This window comes from Bradyrhizobium sp. BLXBL-03, from assembly GCF_051853015.1.
In the GTDB taxonomy this organism is placed as follows: Bacteria; Pseudomonadota; Alphaproteobacteria; order Rhizobiales; family Xanthobacteraceae; genus Bradyrhizobium; species Bradyrhizobium manausense.
Window position 1 is genome coordinate 4262897 of record NZ_CP182470.1, and the last position, 13709, is coordinate 4276605.

The following is a 13709-nucleotide window of genomic DNA, read 5'->3' on the forward strand; positions in this document are numbered from 1 at the left end:
GATCGCTCACGATGCTTGCTCTCGATAGAGGGGCAGGGTGATCTGAAACGTCGCGCCGCCAGACTGGTTCGACGCGGCGGAAAGTCGTCCGCCGTGGATCTCGATGATGGAGCGGCAGATCGGCAGCCCCATCCCTATGCCGCCGGATTTCGTGGTGAAGAACGGGGTGAACAGGCGGTCTATCGCCTGTTCGTCGATGCCGACGCCGCAGTCGGCGACGCTCACCAGCATCGCGTCGTCGCCATCAGCCGCCGAGCGGATCGTCAGCTTGCGCGGACGGTCACGGACGTCTTCCATGGCCTCGATCCCGTTCATGATCAGATTGATCAGGACCTGCTGCAGTTGGATCCGATCGCCAAAGATCTTGGGCAGGGCCGACGACAGCTCCATCCGCACCGACACGGCATGACGGGCCATCTCGCGCTGAACGAGTGCGACGGCCTCGCGCACGATCGAGTTTGGGTCGAGCGGACCCATTTCGATTTCGGTTCGTTTGGCGAGCGCCCGAATGTGACGGATCACGTCGCTGGCACGCTTGCAATCCTCGGTGATCCACTCCACGGAGCGGCGCGCCGCCTTGAGATCGGGCGGATTGCGCTGCAGCCACGCCACACAGGCGTCGGCGTTTGCAATCACGGCAGCGAGCGGCTGGTTGATTTCATGGGCGATCGAAGCAGTCAGTTCGCCCAGTGTCGTGATGCGCGTGACATGAGCCAGCTCGGCTTGGGCCTTGCGCAGCGCCTCTTCGGCCTGGTCGGCGCGGATGGCCGCAGTCACGTCGGTGCAGACGCCACGATAGCCGAGAAAGTTTCCGTCGGCATCGAAGAACGGCTTGCCACTGGTCCGGACGTAGATGGTCTGCCCGTTGCGGTCCCTGCTGCGATACACCAGGTCGCGGAACGGGATGTGGGCGTCGAGTGCCGCGCGATGTTGTCGCCATTTTTCCGGCTCGAGATCGGCGTCCGGCGCAATGTCCCAACGGGTAAGCCCAATCACGCCCGGCGGGGTGGTGGTATCGGAGTGTTCCGATATCAGGGTCACGCGGTGGTCTGGCCCTGTCTCCCAGAACCAGTCGGATGCGGTTTCGGCATAATCGCGAAAGCGCTGTTCGCTCTCGCGCAGCTTGCGCTCTGCCTCTTTGGTCGCCGTAATGTCGCTCACCGATCCCACGAACTCGACGTGGCCGGCAGAATCTCGTGTAGCCCGGGCCACCGCTCGGACGTACTTGATGGAGCCGTCGGGCATCACGAGGCGGTATTCGTGGTCGTAGTCCTTTCCCTCGCGCGCTGCCTGACCTGTGGTCCGCTGCACGGCGAGCCGGTCCTCCGGATGGATCCGCTGGAGCATGACCGGGATCTGCGGCTTGGAACCCTCGTCGCACTGGAAGATGCGATACGTCTCCCTGGACCATGTGATCTCGCGGGTTGCGGCCTTCCAGCCGAAACTGCCGGTGTGGCTCAATTCCTGCGCCTGGGCGAGATAGGCTTCGCTCTGCCGCAGAGCATTCTCCGCTTCCTTGCGCTCGGTGATGTTCTCGCAGGCGACCAACACGACTGGCGAGCCATCGGCCCGCAGCATGGTCTTGGCGTTCTCGCGCACCCAGAGTACCGAGCCGTCCCTGCGAACCTTCCGGATCTCCCAGGTGTGGGACTGATCGACGGTCTCGAGGCACAGTGCAACACAGGCGCGGACAAAATCGCGATCTTCGGCGAAGAAGACATCCAGTACCGATCGGCCGATCAACTCTGCGGCCGTGTAGCCCAGTTGCGCGGCGCCGAACGTGTTCACGTTGATGACGGTTCCGGCCGGATCGACCATGAAGTACATGACCGGATTGTGCTCGAAGACCTGCTGCCATTGTTTGACCGCTTCGAGCTGGCCATCATCGGGCTCGGCACGCGGCTTAGCGGCGACAGTTTGCCTGACGCAGCCGACGAGGAATTGCGCGGCTGACTTCCCGAACGTGGCTGCCTGGCCAGGTTTCATCGCAGACGCTCCCGGCTCTCTCTGCGTGAACACGAGTAGAGCACGTCGGCGCAAGAGGAGCAATTCCGGCCAAAGCCGGATGGCCGTGATGATGTTCGTCGATGAATTGACCTGTCGCCGCTTCGGCTATCCAGGCAGATCAGGTAGCCGCGCCAGCAGGGGTCTTCACCGTGACCGTGCAGCCGGAGCATCGTGCGCCGTCTCGTTGAATAAGAATGAGCGCGGAAGCCCCGGGCAAACACGGACAAACCTAGGTATAGCTCTTCCAACCCTAGTCATGTCGGTCATTTACCTCCGTACAGTTGAGCACTTCGTGCCCCGCTGACTACCCTCACGGCCAATCGGGAGTGTCGACCAGCCAGTCGCGGCGAGCGCAACCGCAAGCAACAAAGGGAGACAACAATGTGTCATGCATCCGTACTTCCCGAGGTTGACCAGCCCGACTCCAGACCGTGCTCTTCTGCCAACGGCTGTGCGGTGTGTGGCGGTAAATTTGGCTTGATCCGCTACTACGCGTGGCGCACTGCGCTCTGCTCAAAGACGTGTGTCGATCGCTTCCGCTCACGCCGCGAACGCGACCGCCGGTGGTTGTTTCGGGCTCAGTTCGCGCGGGGCTGAACTAGAGAGCTGACATCATTCCGCAGGCCTGATCCGGGAGCCCATGTCTTGAACCGCTCGTGCAAGCTCTTGTGCTCAATCGTTCTCTTCTGCTCCACCGCGACAATCCAGGCGCAGGAGACCGGAAACGGTGCCGTCCATCGCCAGCATCCGCCCCAGGACCAGGCGCTGCACGAGAAATTCTACTCGACCTGGCGCATGCCGGATAACCCGAGCCTCAGTTGCTGCAACAGCGCTGATTGCTATCCAACCGATATCAAGTACGTCGACGGCCAGATCTATGCGCGGCGGAGGGAGGACGGAAGATACATCCGGGTCCCGCCGCAGAAGGTGGAGCAAAACAGGGATAATCCGGACGGCCGAAGCCATCTTTGCGCTCCACCGCCCGCACTGTCTCCGTTGGACAGCGTTTACTGCTTCGCTTTGGGAGGTGCCACGTGAGATTCGCCTTCGTGCTGGTGAACGACCGGACGCCGTTCCGGCAGGCGTGGTGCATGCAATGCTGCGAGCCGATCAGCGGCAGCTATCTTCGCGAGATGGCGACCCGTCTGCCGTACTGCGACTATCAATGTTACGCGTTGTTCTGCGAGGCCCTTGCAGAAGGTCGCGTGAGGGTGGCCTCATGAACTTCGTGCTGGTCAATCACGAGCCTCCGCCAAGCGCGGCGACGTGCGGCACATGCTCGCGGTCGATCCGATCAGGCTATGTCCGGCATGTACGGACACAGCGCCACTACTGTGACTATGATTGCTATCGCCGAGGCGAGCTAATGACGCTGTGGATGCCATGGTCGATGCCTGGGCGCAGCGCGACGGCCACCGGGAACATGATCGAGATGTTGGTGATGCTGAGCGCCGTCTCGTGCTGGACCTGCACGATGCAGTTCTGGACCATCGCAAGAGCTTTGACCGGCGCATTTCTGGACGGGCGCGACCTGCTCACGACGGAAGGAGGTGACACCTAGCTGCGCGACTCGCGCGGAAGCCGCAGCAACGTAACCTCGTCGGCGCCCCTTCAGCCCCGGTGGCGCCGGTTAGGGAGCGGGTGCTGCGGCTGCCACGGGTGCCGTTGCGTTGAGTTCCTGCGTCACCACGCGCTGATCGGTCTTGCCGGCGACAGCGCCGCTGCTTTCGAAGCGGGCGCGATACACCAGCACGTTCTCCATCACCCGCTGGACGTAGTTGCGTGTCTCGGACAGCGGGATGCGCTCGACCCAGTCGACCGGATCGATCTTGGGATCTCTGGGGTCGCCATGCGCCTGCACCCATTCACGCACGCGGCCGCGGCCGGCATTGTAGCCGGCGAAAGTCATGATCTGGTTGCCGCGATATTCCGACAGCAGCGCGCTGAGCTCGGCCGCACCCATCTGTGTGTTGTAGACGGGGTCGGAGACCATCTTGTCCCAGTCATAGGTCACGCCGAAGCGCCTGGCCGTGTCCCGGCCGGCTTCCGGCGTCACCTGCATCAGGCCGACCGCATTGGCGGACGACTTGTCGCGCTGGTTGAACGAGCTCTCGGTGCGCGCCACCGAATAGATCACGCTGGTCTCGATCGCAGGTGCGACCTGCTTGTGCTCGGGGATGCCGATGGTCGGGAAGGCGTAGTGGTCGAGCGCCAGGCCGTGGGCCAACGCCGACTTGCCGACCTCCAGCATCACGCGCGCATCGTTGCGCTGGCCGGCGAGCTCGCCAAGCGCCGCGAGCGCGGCGGCGTCGGTGCTCTCCTGGGCGAAATCCTCGGCGTAGTAGAACACCATATCGCGTTCGCCGATGGCATAGAGCATGTCGGCGGCGCGCACGCGCTCATCTGCCGCCTGCGTGTCGGCGGCGGCCAGCACGGGCGAGGGGGCGCGCAGCTCCAGCCCCTCGAGGCCGAGCCGCGCACGGGCGAGCTGGCCGTAATAGGCGGTCGGATAGCGCGCGGCGGCCTTGTAGCTGGCTTGCGCGTCGGCGACTGCTCCCATGGCTTCAGCCGCACGGCCGCGCCAGTAGTGGCCTCGCGACAGCGCCAGTGGATTGGGCGATCCCTCGTCGATGGAGGCGAAGTGCATCATCGCGGTTTTGGGATCGTCGAGATAGCGCAGCGCGATCCAGCCGCACATGAAGTGATAGTCGACGCGGTAGACCTCCATCGCCGGCACCGTGGCTGCGCGCACCACGTCGTAGGCGGTCTGGAACTTGCCCTGGTCGAGCAGCTTTCGCGCGAGCAGGCGGCGCTCGCGCCACCATGCGTCTGTGTCCTGCGCCGCCATCGTCTCGGGTGCGGCAGCCAGGATCACCTCGGCTGCATCGTCGATGTGATCCTTCTGAAGGTGCCATTGTGCGCGGCACAGCACATAGCCGAGATCGCGGCGCGCGTCTTGAGGCACGTCCTCGAGATAATCCTTGGCCTTGTTCTCCTTGCCGTTGACGGCGGCGCAGGCCTTGACGATCGCGAGGAAATCTTCGCCAAGACGTTTTGCGGCCCGCCTTGCGCCGGCATAGTCCTTGGCGCCGAGGCGCTTGTCCATCCGGGCGCGATGGTCTTCGGGCCGCAACAAATCGTGGAACGCTTCGTAGGAATCTTCCTCGCTGCGCTCGGACAGTTCGTCCGAGCGCCAGGCCTCGCGCACGAGGCGCGTCGCCCCGTCGTTGTCGCCCTCGGCGAACAGAGCGCGCGCGAGCGCGAAATTGCCCTTGGCGCTGATCGGCCGGTCCATCGTGAAGGCGTGGACGGTTGCCGCGTCGCTCTTCTCCTGCCACAGCCGCGCCTCGGCGCGCTTGCGCAGCAGCACGGCGCTCGGCCAGTCCGGATTGGCGGCGAGGAAGGTGGCATAGCGCTTGAAGGGGGCGGTACTCTCGGAATGGCGCAGCATGAACCAGTCGGCGAGCTTTTGTCCGGCGGGATCGGCAATGCGGTCGCGCGCCGCGGTCGCATCGTCGGTCTTGCCCTTGCGCGCGAGGTCGATCGCATCCTTCAGCGCGGCGAGGTCGCCGGTCAGCGCCGGCGGCGCCGGCTTGTCCGTGGGCTCGTCCCGCTTCTTCGACTTGCGCCTGGCCTCGGCATGTTTGCGGTGCTTGCCGGATGCAGCATGCCGTTGCCTGCCGGTTTTCGCTTCGTGCGTTTTCTTGGACGCAGACGATTTGGACGCGGATGATTTGTGACCGCTCTTCGCCGCCAGCCCGGTGGGAAGGAGGGCCAAAGCGGCCACGGCAACGACACACGCGAGCGAGCGTAGGCACTGGTTCATTCGATGGTCCCCCTGCGAAACCACTACAAACCAAGGTCCGCGACGACATGCGGCTTGAGAATCAAGAACGACACCAAAACGATGCCGCGACATCGTTTCGCATTCCTCACGCTCGTTCAACAATGCGGCAAAATACGGATTGGAACTCGCGGAACTTCAGCAATGGCGGCAGTGGCGGTTCCTTAAACCTTTATTAACGAAACGGGACTCGCGCGACGGTTGCGGGCAGCCCTGGGCGCCAAACCGGCCGATTGCGCGTGTTCCCCTGCGAAAATCCGGTGTATTGAGGGTTCCATAGATCCTTCTTCAGCCTTTGCCCGCATCTCATGCCGCTTTTCAACCAGTCGATCCGGCGCAAGATCGTCGGCATCGCCCTCGGATTGATCGTCCTGATGCTGATCACCTCGATCCTGTCGATGGTGATGTCGAGCCAGGTCGGCATTCTCCTGGACGAGCTGACCAACCGCTACATCCCGGCCTACGGTGATCTGGCGCGGGCCAACATCCGCTCGCTGGAGCGGTCGGTGGCGTTGCGGCGGATGGTCATGGCGAAGATGCAGGACTCCTCGGACGAGCAGGCCTATTCGGCCCGCCTGAAGGAGTTCGAGGAAGCCGACCGCAAGATCGAGGAAGAGACGTCGGCCGCGCAAAAGCTCATCAACGCGATCATCGAGGATCCGAGGACGCCGTCGGACAATGCCGCGCTGGCGCGGATCGACACGCGCATCGAGACCGCCGTGACCGAGCTGCGCCAGGGCATGAACGAGGACCACGCCAAACTCCTCAAGCAGATCGACGCCAAGCAGATGCCGGAGGCACGCAGCACGCTGGAGCACATCGATGCGCTGCGCGATCAGTTCAACCAGCGGATCGATGCGGTTCGCACCGACATGCTCAAGCAGGTCTATGCGAGCACCTCGACGGTGGTCGGCCACCAGCGACAGGCGATCATCATCTCCGGCGTCGTAACGCTGCTCGCCGCGGTCGTCGGATTTGCCTTTGCGCTGCTTGTCTCCGGCGGCATCACAAGGCCCGTGCGGCTGCTGCTCGCCGGTGCCCGCGAGGTCGAGGCCGGCCGCTTCGACAAGAGCATCACCGTCTCGACCCAGGACGAGATCGGCGAGCTCGCCGCCGCCTTCAACCGCATGATCGAGCAGCTGCGCCACAACGAGCGGATCCGCGAGACCTTTGGCCGCTACATCGATCCCAAGGTGGTGCAGGGCCTGATCGACCGGCCGGAGGTCGCCGTCGACGGCCAGCGTCGGGTCATGACCATCATGTTCTGCGACATGAGCGGCTTCACCGCGATGAGCGAGGGCATGACCCCGCGCGGCCTCGTCAAGGTCATGAACCACTATTTCACGTTGATGTCCGCTCCGATCCGCAACAACCGCGGCGTCATCGACAAATATATCGGCGATGCCATCATGTCCTATTGGGGCCCGCCCTTCATCGAGGAGGACGAGCAGGCGCTGCTCGCGGGCCTGTCCGCCATCGACATGGCCGACCAGGTGCCCGCGCTGCAGAAGCAGCTGCCGGACCTGCTCGGCATCCGGGCCATGCCGGTGTCCTGCGACCTGCGCATCGGCATCGCCACCGGCGAGGTCTTGACCGGCAGCATCGGCTCCGAGCTGATGATGAGCTTTACGGTGATGGGCGATGCCGTGAACCTTGCCTCGCGCCTCGAGGCCGTGAACAAGATCTACGGTACCCGAATCCTGATCTCGCAGGCGACCGCCGCGGCGATTGGATCCCGGCTCGAATTGCGCGAGATCGACCGCCTCGCGGTGGTCGGCCAGAGCGTGCCGCAGCCGGTGTTCGAGGTGATGGGCCGGGCAGGTGCGCTCACCGCCTCGCAGGAAGGGCTGCGCGCGCACTACGCCGAAGGGCTTGCCGCCTATCGCGCCTGCCGCTTCACTGAGGCCCGCTCGGCATTCAATGCGGCGCTGCAGAGCGTCCCTGGCGACGGCCCGTCTCAGGCGATGCTCGCGCGCATCGTGCAGTTCGAGACCGCGCCGCCAGCGGCCGATTGGGACGGTGCCTGGCGCATGGACAGCAAATAACCGTCCGCGCCCGGAATAATTGATTCTACCTTATAACGATGTTGGCCGTGACCCATTTTCCGGGCTTAGGCTTGTTGTCCCTCAGGCGTTTGACGGGGACACGCCGATGACAGAACTAGAGGACAGGCTGGAGCGCTTCGAGACGCTCACCGCCGAATGCGAGCTGATTGCCAAGCTTGCGACCGACAGCCACAAGCGCGAATTCTACCTGAAGCTTTCGGAGCGGTACCGTCAGCTCGCGGTCGACATGCGCCTGGCGATCGCGACCAAGGCTGCCGCCTGACGCCCGGATGAAGCTTGCGGCCAGGAACGAGGCACGATGTTCCGCATCGGTGTCTTTACGAGAGGTCGTGCAATCGCAATCCGTTCTTAATAATTGAGACCCATCCTTGATGGAGGTCCGCGGATTCGCGCGTTGCGGTTCCCGGCGATGGGAATGCCTGGGGCAAGGTTGCCGTGCAATGTTGCCCGCGAACGTCACTCGTCCTATGGTTGGACATCCCATGCGTCTGCTTGCGGTCGCCCTGTTTGCGCTTTTGACGGCAGCCTGTGACCAGGAGCAGGACGTCACTGGCTCGACCCCGCTCTGCCCGATGCGCAGCTACAGCTCCTACAATCCCCGCGACATGAACCAGTGCGTGGCCGCCTGCAAGGCCTGCGACCACGGCAACACCGTCACCTGCACGACCGCCTGCACGCTCCACGGTGCGCGCTGAGGCAAGGGCGCGGCGCCTCGTATGATCCGGCCGCGAGTGGGGAACCCCGGGGCTGACGGTGCCTCCGCACCGGAACGATTCACATGGGCTAATCATTAGAGGAGGACGGCAGGACGCGGAGACCTAAGGAATGGGTATGCTCGATCCCGGTCGGTTTCTGGTGTCGTGCTCGCATTGCGAAGCATGGCCCATGGCGGCCAATGTCAAACGTTCGAGCTCGTCGGCGCAGCCGCACGAAGTCAGCTTTGTCTGCCCGCGCTGTCGCCGCGAGGAAACCGCCATCATCTCCGCCTCCGGTGAGCTCACTCCCATCAAGCGGATCGACGCTCCGCCGCGCGACGTCACCACGGCCTGGGCTCAGGCCCAGCGCCCGAGAGGGCGTGCGTAGCGCGCCCGTATTCAACCTAACGAGAGGGCGTGCGTAGCGCGCCCGTCTTCAACCCAACGAGAGGGCGAGCATAGCGCGCTCGTGCCACAGCTTGGCGCCGGTTGGCGGAGTGGTCCGACAATGTGGTAGGATCGCCGCCGGGAGATTGTCCATGGCCCTCACCAACCTGCCGCCGCATTCCGACCATGTCAGGCTTCACCCCGTCGCGCCGCATGGTGTCGCTCTGTTCTGCCTTGCGCTGCTGACTGTGTCCTGCGCGCTGGCAAGCTTTGCGCTTGCCTGTGCGACGCCGTTTGCAGCGTTCGCGGTCGTGGCTGCGGCCGCGCTGTCGCAGCGTCAGGCGCTGCTGGTTGTCACCGCCACGTGGCTGGCGAACCAATGCATCGGCTTCGGCGCGCTGCACTATCCCCTTGATGCCGGCACCATCGGCTGGGGCCTTGTGATCGGCGCCGCGGCGCTTGTTGCGACCGCTGCCGCATCGACGATGCTTCGCATCCTGACCAAGCTTCGCACGCCGCTGGCGCTGGCCATTGCCCTCGTCGCCGCCTATGCGGCCTATGAGCTTGCGCTGTTCGCCGCGACGCCGTTCCTTGGCGGGCAGGGCGCCTTCACGGCGGCCATCGTCTCGCGGATCGGGCTGACCTGCGCTATGTGGCTCGCGGGCCTCGTCGCCGTCTGCGAGGTCGCCCGCCTGATCGGCTCCCTCGGGCGGGGACGCGCAACCGCTTGAGCAGCGAAGCCCGTTGGCGCGACGATATCGCCTCACTGGTCTTTCCCGTGGCCGGACACGGCGCGATCTGCGCCGTGCACCGGGGCGCTTTCCGGACGCTGCTCGGCACCGAGCCAACGCCGGAGGCCTGCCTCGACTATTTCCGGCGATTTGAGGCCGCCTTTCGCACGGCCGCCGACGCCAAGATCGCCCTCAGGGACATTTTGCCCGGGACAAGCCTGCATCTTACCAGTCGCGATATCGCCCGGAAGCTGCTAGAAGAGGCGCAAATCGCCAATGGAGAATAGACCATGAGCCAGTCCCAGCTCGCCAACGCGCAAGTCCCGGCCCGGATCACGCTTCCGGTCGCCGCAGGGCAGGTGGGACGGCTGTCGCAGGCGCTGATGGCCATGGTGCTGGGCGTGTTCGTGATCGGCATGGTCGGCTTCTCCCATATCGACGTCGTCCACAACGCCGCCCACGACGTGCGGCACTCGAACGCGTTCCCCTGTCACTAACCTTGATGGCATGAGCACGTTTCGCGCGATCGTCTTCGCGTCGGTCATCTCGGGTTTCGTCGTCGGTCTCCTCGTCACCGTCGTCCAGCAGTTCGGCACCGTCCCCCTGATCCTGAAGGCGGAAGTCTTCGAGAAGGCGGCGGGCGCGCACCAGCACGACGCCGCGGCGCAGCCGGTCGCGGCCGGGCATGACCATGCAGCCCACGACCATGGCGACCACGACCATGGCGCCGGCGACCATGACCATGGCGGCGCGTGGGAGCCGCGCGACGGGTTTGAGCGCAACGCCTACACCGCCGCCGCCAACGTGCTGACCGCGATCGGCTTCGCGCTGCTTCTGGCCGGCTTCTTCGCCGTGCGCAGCGGCGCGACCGGGACCAGCGTGTCCTGGCACGAAGGCCTGCTGTGGGGCCTGGCGGGCTTCGCCGTCTTCACCCTCGCCCCTAGCCTCGGCCTGCCGCCGGAGCTGCCCGGCGTGCCCTCAGCGCCGCTGCTGTCGCGGCAGATCTGGTGGCTCGCCGCCGTGCTGGCGACGGCAGGCGGGCTCGCCTTGATCGTCTTCCGCCGCACGGTGCCGGCGGCGATATCAGGCGTGATCCTCTTGACCCTGCCGCACCTGATCGGCGCGCCTGATCTCGCCAATGTCGAGACCAACGTGCCGTCATCGCTGCTGCATCAGTTCGTCACCGCGGTGACGGTGACGAGCCTGGTGTTCTGGACCCTGCTCGGCGGCCTGACCAGCGCAGTGTTTGCGCGTTTCGATCGCGGCGCGACCCTCTAGCGGTCGCAGCCAGCGAGGCCCACGCGCGATTTCGTTCCACGACGTCTGCGAAATCTTTTTCCTGGCTCGACTGAATCCACGCGTTGACAGCCTGGACCCACCGGCTTCTAGTCAAGGCATCGGGGATATGCGGTCTCCCCGCGAGGCGACATGCCCAAGCATCGCGTCCTGATCACCAAGGGCGCAGCATGTCCACTTCATCCATCTCGATTGATCAGACAGATCGGCTCATCCGTCTTGCGCGGGATGCGTCTGCGCGCGCCGCTGACGCCTGGGCCGAACACGGCTTCGACCCAGGGGGCAGTGACACCAGGAGGACGATCATGCGACGAGGTACACTCTGTCACTCGGCCATCATGCTGGCTGCCGCCTTGGGAGTCGTCATGGGCGCCGCGCAATTCATCGCGACGGCCCGGGCGGAAGACGTCAATTGGCAGGCGATCGACCAAACGCTCGGCCGCAAGGCCGCCGTCACCGATGATGTCCACCGCTACGGATTTCCGCGCAGCGATCTGTCCGTGACTCTGGACGGGGTCGCGATCAAGCCGGCGCTGGCGCTCGGCGGCTGGGTGGCGTTCAAGCCGGCCCATGGCGGGGCGATGGTCATGGGCGACCTTGTGCTGCTCGAGACCGAGATCAATCCGGTGATGGTGAAGATGATCGCGAGCGGTCTCGAGATCACTGCCGTGCACAACCATCTGCTGCGCGCGAGCCCGGCGACGTTCTACATGCATGTCGCCGGACATGGCGACCCCGTCAAGCTGGCCGCCGCGATCCATGACGCACTCGCCGCCAGCAAGACGCCACTGACCGCTGCCGCACCGGCGAGCCCGCCGCCCGCTGTCGATCTCGACACGGCGAAGCTCGATGAGATCATCGGCACCAAGGGACAGGTCAATGGCGGCGTCTACCAGTTCAACGTCAAGCGCCGTGATCCGATCATGCAACAGGGCATGGCGCTCACGCCCGTCGGGCCAATGGGCGTCGCCATCGGCATCAACTTCCAGCCATCAGGCGGAGGCAAGGCTGCCATCACCGGCGACTTCGTTCTGTCTGACAATGAGGTGAACCCGGTGATCGCTGCGCTGCTGGAGAACGGCATCGAGGTGACGGCGCTGCACAGCCATATGCTGGACGAGCAGCCGCGGCTGTTCTTCATGCACTTCTGGGCCAACGACGACGCGATCAAGCTCGCCAAGGGCCTTCGCGCCGCGCTCGACAACACGGCGAGTGCGAAAGGCTGACCGGCGAGGCGCTACGTCATCAGATCGTGCAGGCCGGTCCAGCCGGTGTAGAGGCCGACGAAGACGATCAGGGCCGCCGAGACATAGGGCGCGCGGTGGGCATAGCGGCTGAAGCCGCCCCAGTGACGTTCGACGTGGCGCAGGCTGAGCGCAGCCAGAACGCCTGCCGACACCATCGTGATCGCAAGCCCGATGCCGAAGGACAGCACCAGGACGAAGCCGAGGCTGAACTGCTTCAGCTGAAGGCAGAGCAGCAGCACGGTGATCGCGGCGGGGCAGGGGATCAATCCGCCGGTGAGGCCGAACAGGATGATCTGCGCGGTGGTGACGGTGCGCCCGGCAAAGCGCTTGCGGATGTCGGCGGCGTGGGCGCGCGCATGCGCGTCGTCCTCGTCGCCGAGGTCCATGTGGTTGTGATCATGCTCCCTAAACAGAAGCTCGGCGGAATCGCCGGCGAGGGTGACGCGCGCCTTGAACGCATGTGGCTCGGGAATTTCATCGACGCTTTCGAGGTACCCGTCGCCTGCAGTGAAGGCGAAGGTCTGCTCCGAGCCGTCCTCGCGGATGGTGGTCACCCTGATGTCGCCATCAGCGGGAAGCGCGGCCGTCTCGCTCCGGATCCGCCAGCGCGGCGGCACGCCGTCTTCGAACACCTCCAGCAGCAGCGCGAAGCCGGCGAGCGAGATCGATTGCGGCCCGTCGTGGTGGTGATGATGGTCATGATCATGTTCGCGGTTCTGGTCCCGCCAGGTGCGCCAGACCATCCAGGTGGCGATGCCGATGATGATCGCGGCGGAGACCAGTTGCAGCCAGGCCTCGCTGCGTTCGCCTGATAATTCCTGGCCGAAATAGAGGCCCGCGAGCGCGACCGCCCAGACAATAGCGGTATGGGAGATGGTCGCCGACAGGCCGAGCAGCACGGCCTGGTGCACGGTGCCTCTGATAGCGATGATGAACGCGGCGATCATGGTCTTGGAATGGCCGGGCTCGAGGCCGTGCAGCGCGCCGAGCAGGATCGCGCTGGGCACGAACAGCCATGCGTGCGCGCTGCTCTGCTGGAGCAGGTGAGACAGGTCGGTCATCTCGTCACTTCAAATAGGTTCGGACGACGTCGATGAGGTCGGCGGCGCCCTTGGCCTTCTCCGGATCCTTCTCGTGCGCGGGATCCACGACATGATGGCGGATGTGGTCTTCCAGCAGCTCGGTGGTGAGACCGCTGATCGCACCTTTCACCGACGCCACCAGCATCAGCACGTCGGCGCAGCCGATCTCCGACTCCAGTGCGCGCTCGACGGCTTCAAGTTGACCCTTGATGCGCCTGACGCGGCCGATGAGCTTCGACTTGTGCCTGATGGTGTGCGACATCGGGGTAAGATAGGGGGGTACCCTATAGGAGTCAATGCGTGCTTGTGCCCCGTCATTGCGTGCGCGCAGCGAAGCAATCCAGAATTCCGCCC

At 64.8% G+C, this 13709-nt stretch carries 16 protein-coding genes; 11 read left to right on the forward strand and 5 right to left on the reverse strand.

Translation table 11 applies throughout. The features are described from left to right. Positions 1-6 precede the first annotated feature (6 nt). Positions 7-1986: a PAS domain-containing sensor histidine kinase gene (locus ACNJX9_RS20510; RefSeq protein WP_439403965.1), complete on the reverse strand. Its 1980-nt coding sequence runs from the start codon at positions 1984-1986 to the stop codon at positions 7-9. 693 nt (positions 1987-2679) lie between these two features. Continuing rightward, positions 2680-2973: a hypothetical protein gene (locus ACNJX9_RS20515; RefSeq protein ID WP_157083738.1), complete on the reverse strand. Its 294-nt coding sequence runs from the start codon at positions 2971-2973 to the stop codon at positions 2680-2682. 68 nt (positions 2974-3041) lie between these two features. Between ACNJX9_RS20515 and ACNJX9_RS20520 the strand changes: the two genes are divergently transcribed. After that, entirely contained in the window at positions 3042-3230 is a 189-nt protein-coding gene (locus ACNJX9_RS20520) for a hypothetical protein (protein WP_439403966.1), read from the forward strand. A gap of 167 nt (positions 3231-3397) precedes the next feature. Then, the gene (locus ACNJX9_RS20525; protein WP_439403967.1) at positions 3398-3568 is read left to right on the forward strand and encodes a hypothetical protein; all 171 of its coding nucleotides are present in this window, start codon (positions 3398-3400) and stop codon (positions 3566-3568) included. 69 nt (positions 3569-3637) lie between these two features. Here ACNJX9_RS20525 and ACNJX9_RS20530 read toward each other — a convergent pair whose 3' ends face one another. After that, positions 3638-5833: a lytic transglycosylase domain-containing protein gene (locus ACNJX9_RS20530; RefSeq protein ID WP_439403968.1), complete on the reverse strand. Its 2196-nt coding sequence runs from the start codon at positions 5831-5833 to the stop codon at positions 3638-3640. A gap of 326 nt (positions 5834-6159) precedes the next feature. On the opposite strand from ACNJX9_RS20530, the gene ACNJX9_RS20535 reads away from it, so the two are divergent. From ACNJX9_RS20535 to ACNJX9_RS20575, 9 genes are all read left to right on the forward strand, one after another. Continuing rightward, complete coding sequence (locus tag ACNJX9_RS20535) at positions 6160-7896, forward strand: adenylate/guanylate cyclase domain-containing protein (RefSeq protein ID WP_439403969.1); 1737 nt, start codon at positions 6160-6162, stop codon at positions 7894-7896. A gap of 106 nt (positions 7897-8002) precedes the next feature. Then, entirely contained in the window at positions 8003-8179 is a 177-nt protein-coding gene (locus ACNJX9_RS20540; RefSeq protein WP_167354011.1) for a hypothetical protein, read from the forward strand. A 220-nt stretch (positions 8180-8399) separates the two neighbouring features. Beyond that, positions 8400-8612, forward strand: a complete 213-nt coding sequence (locus tag ACNJX9_RS20545; RefSeq protein ID WP_057755855.1) for a hypothetical protein — start codon at positions 8400-8402, stop codon at positions 8610-8612. A 130-nt stretch (positions 8613-8742) separates the two neighbouring features. Further along, positions 8743-9000, forward strand: coding sequence for a hypothetical protein (locus ACNJX9_RS20550; RefSeq protein WP_439403970.1), 258 nt, complete (start codon positions 8743-8745; stop codon positions 8998-9000). Between the two features lie 151 nt (positions 9001-9151). Further along, positions 9152-9730: a hypothetical protein gene (locus tag ACNJX9_RS20555; RefSeq protein WP_439403971.1), complete on the forward strand. Its 579-nt coding sequence runs from the start codon at positions 9152-9154 to the stop codon at positions 9728-9730. Next, entirely contained in the window at positions 9727-10017 is a 291-nt protein-coding gene (locus ACNJX9_RS20560) for a hypothetical protein (RefSeq protein WP_057755848.1), read from the forward strand. The genes ACNJX9_RS20555 and ACNJX9_RS20560 overlap by 4 nt, the downstream gene beginning before the upstream one ends. 3 nt (positions 10018-10020) lie before the next feature. After that, positions 10021-10227, forward strand: coding sequence for a CbtB domain-containing protein (locus ACNJX9_RS20565; protein WP_057755845.1), 207 nt, complete (start codon positions 10021-10023; stop codon positions 10225-10227). Positions 10228-10237: 10 nt separating this feature from the next. Then, positions 10238-11008, forward strand: coding sequence for a CbtA family protein (locus ACNJX9_RS20570; RefSeq protein ID WP_057755843.1), 771 nt, complete (start codon positions 10238-10240; stop codon positions 11006-11008). Positions 11009-11391: 383 nt separating this feature from the next. Continuing rightward, positions 11392-12252 (forward strand): DUF1259 domain-containing protein, encoded by an 861-nt coding sequence (locus tag ACNJX9_RS20575; protein ID WP_439410092.1) that lies wholly within the window; start codon positions 11392-11394, stop codon positions 12250-12252. Between the two features lie 11 nt (positions 12253-12263). On the opposite strand, the gene ACNJX9_RS20580 is transcribed toward ACNJX9_RS20575, so the two are convergent. Continuing rightward, on the reverse strand, positions 12264-13334 hold the full coding sequence (locus ACNJX9_RS20580; RefSeq protein ID WP_439403972.1) for a nickel/cobalt efflux transporter: 1071 nt from the start codon (positions 13332-13334) through the stop codon (positions 12264-12266). A 4-nt stretch (positions 13335-13338) separates the two neighbouring features. After that, a complete protein-coding gene (locus ACNJX9_RS20585; RefSeq protein ID WP_057755836.1) occupies positions 13339-13617 on the reverse strand; it encodes a metal/formaldehyde-sensitive transcriptional repressor in 279 nt (92 codons plus the stop codon). Positions 13618-13709 lie beyond the last annotated feature (92 nt).